Raw genomic sequence first — 4,740 nt, 5'->3', positions numbered from 1 at the left:
TATTTCAATTAATATTGGATGGCTATCACTTATTTACAGTTCAAGAAATATTGCCTTTATATAAATCAAATGAAGAAAGAATTGGAAGTGCAACGATATTGAAGCTAGAGTGGGAGAACGGAAAAACTACAATAAACTATCAACTCGTTTCACTAAAATCAGTAAATTAAAAGGAGTAGAAAAATATGAAGTTATTTCATACAGCGGATTGGCATTTAGGTAAGCTTGTTCATGGCGTGTATATGACTGAAGACCAAAAGATTGTATTAGATCAGTTTGTACAGGCTGTTGAAGAAGAAAAACCAGATGCTGTAATTATTGCAGGGGATTTATATGACCGAGCAATTCCACCTACAGAAGCAGTAGACTTATTAAATGATGTGCTGCAAAAAATAGTTATTGATTTGCAAACACCAGTTATTGCGGTAGCTGGTAATCATGATAGTCCGGATCGTATCCATTTTGGAAGTAGTTTAATGAAAAAACAAGGATTACATATTGCAGGTCAATTTCAATTCCCGTATGAACCTGTTGTACTAAATGATGAATATGGAGAGGTTCACTTCCATCTAATACCGTATGCAGACCCAAGCATAGTGAGGCACGTGTTGAAAAATGAAGACGTACGTTCTCATGATGATGCGATGCGCATTTTTATGAATGAGCTCTCTGAAACGATGGATAAAGAAGCTAGACATGTATTTGTTGGACATGCATTTGTAACTTCTTCAGGAGAAGCGGAGGAGAATACAAGTGATGCAGAACGACCACTTTCAATTGGTGGTGCTGAATATGTAAATAGTCATTATTTTGATAAGTTTCATTACACAGCGCTTGGACATTTACATCAAGCGCATTTCGTACGTAATGAGACGATTCGATATTCAGGTTCACCACTTGCCTATTCAATTTCTGAAGAGAAACATAAAAAAGGTTATTACATTGTAGAACTGAATGAAACTGGTGAAGTAGCAATTGAAAAAAGATTACTTTCACCACGTCGTAAAATGCGAACAGTAGAAGCGAAAATAGATGAATTATTACAGCACCCAGTAAGTGAAGATTACGTATTTGTAAAATTATTAGACGAAAACCCTGTCTTACAGCCGATGGAGAAAATACGATCTGTATATCCAAATGCAATGCACGTTGAAAGAGCGATGCAAAGGCGAGAACTCACAGATACAAATGAAGTAACTGTTTCAAGACATAAAACGGATGATTTATCTCTTTTAAAGGCTTTCTATAAAGAAATGAAGGGGTTAGATTTATCAGAAGAGAAAGAACGCCTATTTATAGATGTATTACAAACAGTGCAAGAACGGGAAGGTGAACGAGGATGAGACCGATTCAGCTTATTATGACAGCATTCGGGCCATATAAACAGAAAGAAATAATCGATTTTGAAGATCTTGGAGAACATCGTATTTTCGCTATTTCTGGGAATACAGGAGCTGGAAAAACAACGATTTTTGATGCGATTTGTTATGTGTTATATGGTGAGGCTAGTGGAGAAGAACGTAGTGATACGAGCATGCTTCGAAGTCAATTTGCTGATGATAATGTTTATACAAGTGTTGAATTAACCTTTCAGTTAAAAGGGAAACGCTATGAAATAAAACGACAACTTGGACATAAAAAACAAGGGAATAAGACTATTACAGGACATGCAGTAGAATTATATGAAGTTATTGATGGAGAAAACGTTCCAGCCGTCGATCGTTTTCATGTAACAGACGTAAACAAAAAAGTGGAAGATTTAATTGGGTTAAGTAAACATCAATTTAGCCAAATTGTTATGTTACCCCAAGGGGAATTCCGAAAACTATTAACATCTGAGACGGAAAACAAAGAAGAGATTTTACGTCGTATTTTTAAAACGGATCGTTATAAATTAATGCGTGAGTTACTTGATCAAAAGAGAAAACAATGGAAAGACGTCTTACAAGAAAAACAAAAAGAGAGAGAGCTCTATTTCCGTAATGTTTTTAAATTACCAATCCGTGATGGAGCATTATTAGAGACATTAGTGGCACAAGAACATGTAAATACGCATCAAGTAGTAGAAGCGTTAGAACAAGAAACAACCGTGTATAAGGCAGAGGTTGAGCAATTACAAGTAGAACAAGATGTTCAAACGAAGCAATTAAAGGATGCAGAAACACGTTTTCATGCAGCAAAATCTGTAAATGAGAAATTTATAGATTTACAACAAAAGAATGAGAAATATAACACTTTACAAGAGAACCGTGCAGCAATTGAAAGGAAAGAAAAATTCTTTAAACGTGCGGAACAAGCAAAGCACTTATTACCATTTGAACAATGGTATGAAGAAGCGATGGAAAATGAGCAGAAAGCTGAAAGTTTGTTAAAACAGATAATCGTCAAACAAGAACAGATAATGAATAGCTTTGAACTTGCTCAGGAGAAGTATGAAGTAGTAAAGAATAAAGAAGCTGAACGAGAAGAGGCTAAAAAACTTGTTCAAAGATTAGAAGAGTTACAAGCGATTATTGAATCATTAGCTGAGAGAAAGCTGAATTTACAAAATGCCGAAATTCAAATAGGGAAATTAAAAGAAAGTATGCAAAAGTTAGATCAACAACTAGAAGAGCATACAAACCAAAAACAGAGAATGTCTGATGAATTGCAGCAATTAGAACAAGCACTTGAGCAATATGTAGCTAAAGTGGAAGAACTAACGAATATGCGAGAAGATGCAAAAGTTTTAAAACAAGCATATGATGTTTGGCAAGAAAAACAAAAATTCGAGCAAGAAAAAGAAGCGGCAAATAATAAAATGCAAGTGGCAGTTCGTGCATATGAAAACATGGAGCGCCGCTGGTTAAGTGAACAAGCTGGTATATTAGCTCTTCATTTACATGACGGTGAATCTTGTCCGGTATGTGGTAGTACGAGTCATCCACAAAAAGCTACAGAGCAAAGTAATGCGATCGATGAAAAAGAGTTAAACGATTTAAGAGATAAGAAGAACATTGCTGAAAAATTCCATGTGCAAGTAGAGGAGAAATGGAATTTCTATCGACTACAATATGAACAAGTGATAGAAGAAGTTGTGAAGCGCGGCTACAATTCGGAAAAATTAGCTGAAACATATAGTGCACTTGTTCAAAAAGGAAAACAATTAGCTGCAGATGTTAATACGTTAAAAGCAAGTGAAGAAACACGTAAGCAGATTGCTGCGAACATGAAAAGCGTAGAAGAAAAAATAGAAGAACTTCAGAAACAAAAACGAGAATTGGAAACAATGCAGCACCGTACAGAAATGGAGTGTATGCAACTTCGTACGTCATATGAACATGATAAACGAAATATTCCAGAAAACTTACAAACAGTACAAGCTTGGAAAGCACAGTTTGACCAAGCTATGCAGGAACTTAGGTTAATGGAGGACGAATGGAAGAAAGTGCAGGAAGCGTATCAGCATTGGCAAAATGAAAATATACGTATTCAAGCAGAACAAAAAGGTGCTTCTAATCAATTTGAAAGTGCAAAATTAAAGAAAGAAGGGACTTTCGCACGCTTTATGAAAGAGCTAGAACAAAGCGGGTTTACAGATGAATTCACGTATAAAAAAGCCAAATTAAGCGATCCCGAGATGGAGATGTTACAAAAAGAAATTCAAGGTTATTATTCATCGCTTGAAGTGCTTGCAAAACAAATTGAAGAGTTAAACTCAGAATTAAAAGATAAAGAGTATATGGATATTACATCTTTAGGTGAACACATAAAAGAACTAGAAATTAATCTCGATATCATTAAAGAAAAACGTCAACGTGCGCAAAATGCGGTAACATATATTTCTGATTTACATGAAAACATTAGACGTATTGACGAACAAATTCACGAGGAAGAAAAAGCCTTCCAAGAACTTGTTGATTTATATGAAGTAATGAAAGGTGATAACGAAAGTCGTATATCATTTGAACGTTACATCTTAATTGAGTATTTAGAACAAATTGTTCAAATCGCAAACGAACGACTACGTAAATTATCAAATGGACAATTTTATTTAAAACGAAGTGAGCGAGTTGAAAAAAGAAACCGTCAAAGTGGATTAGGTTTAGATGTGTACGATGCATACACTGGCCAAACACGCGATGTAAAAACACTATCCGGTGGAGAGAAATTTAACGCATCACTTTGCCTAGCGCTAGGAATGGCAGATGTCATTCAAGCATATGAAGGCGGTATTTCCATCGAAACGATGTTCATCGATGAAGGGTTCGGTTCATTAGATGAAGAATCGTTAACGAAAGCGGTAGATGCCTTAATTGACTTACAAAAATCAGGCCGATTTATCGGTGTCATCTCACACGTTCAAGAGCTGAAAAACGCAATGCCAGCTGTATTAGAAGTAACGAAGCAGAAGGATGGGTGTAGTCAGACTAGGTTTGTGGTGAAGTAAGCTTAGAAAATGGAGTAGGGAATCTACCGATACTTTTAGTGTCATATGTATGAATAATAAAACGTCGTCTCTTCATATTGGAGGCGACGTTTTATTTTATAAAATATCTATGAATTATCTGTAGAAGGCGGCGTATTCTCCAAACGATTATAAGTTTTAAAGGCTGAAATTGCTGAGATAACCCCGCCTACTAAAAATAAAGCGGATCCTCCAACTAAGATGATACGACTGACATATGTTTCCCGTGCTTCTTCGACTTCTTCTTGTAACGCTGTAGGCATATGAATCCCCCTTTATAAAAGTTGTTTTAT

Annotated in this window: 4 protein-coding genes; 3 read left to right on the top strand and 1 reads right to left on the bottom strand. The window is 35.7% G+C overall.

Annotated features, from left to right (window positions below; genetic code table 11):
- The 3 genes from ACQGS6_RS23130 to ACQGS6_RS23120 form a co-directional block, all read left to right on the top strand.
- Window positions 1–170 (top strand): DUF2584 family protein (locus ACQGS6_RS23130; protein WP_426965666.1); only part of this gene is annotated, 170 nt, incomplete at its 5' end.
- A 15-nt stretch (window positions 171–185) separates the two neighbouring features.
- Complete coding sequence (locus ACQGS6_RS23125) at window positions 186–1,343, top strand: exonuclease SbcCD subunit D (RefSeq protein WP_000765150.1); 1,158 nt, start codon at window positions 186–188, stop codon at window positions 1,341–1,343.
- The gene (locus tag ACQGS6_RS23120; protein ID WP_025966764.1) at window positions 1,340–4,429 is read left to right on the top strand and encodes an AAA family ATPase; all 3,090 of its coding nucleotides are present in this window, start codon (window positions 1,340–1,342) and stop codon (window positions 4,427–4,429) included. The genes ACQGS6_RS23125 and ACQGS6_RS23120 overlap by 4 nt, the downstream gene beginning before the upstream one ends.
- Window positions 4,430–4,536: 107 nt before the next feature.
- On the opposite strand, the gene ACQGS6_RS23115 is transcribed toward ACQGS6_RS23120, so the two are convergent.
- Window positions 4,537–4,710, bottom strand: a complete 174-nt coding sequence (locus tag ACQGS6_RS23115; protein WP_001141667.1) for a hypothetical protein — start codon at window positions 4,708–4,710, stop codon at window positions 4,537–4,539.
- Between the last annotated feature and the right edge of the window lie 30 nt (window positions 4,711–4,740).

The sequence above is a fragment of the Bacillus sp. GMs2/2 genome, assembly GCF_050172095.1.
GTDB lineage: Bacteria > Bacillota > Bacilli > Bacillales > Bacillaceae_G > Bacillus_A > Bacillus_A cereus.
The sequence above is the reverse complement of the archived record's forward strand: the minus strand, read 5'-3'. Positions and strand labels throughout refer to the sequence as shown.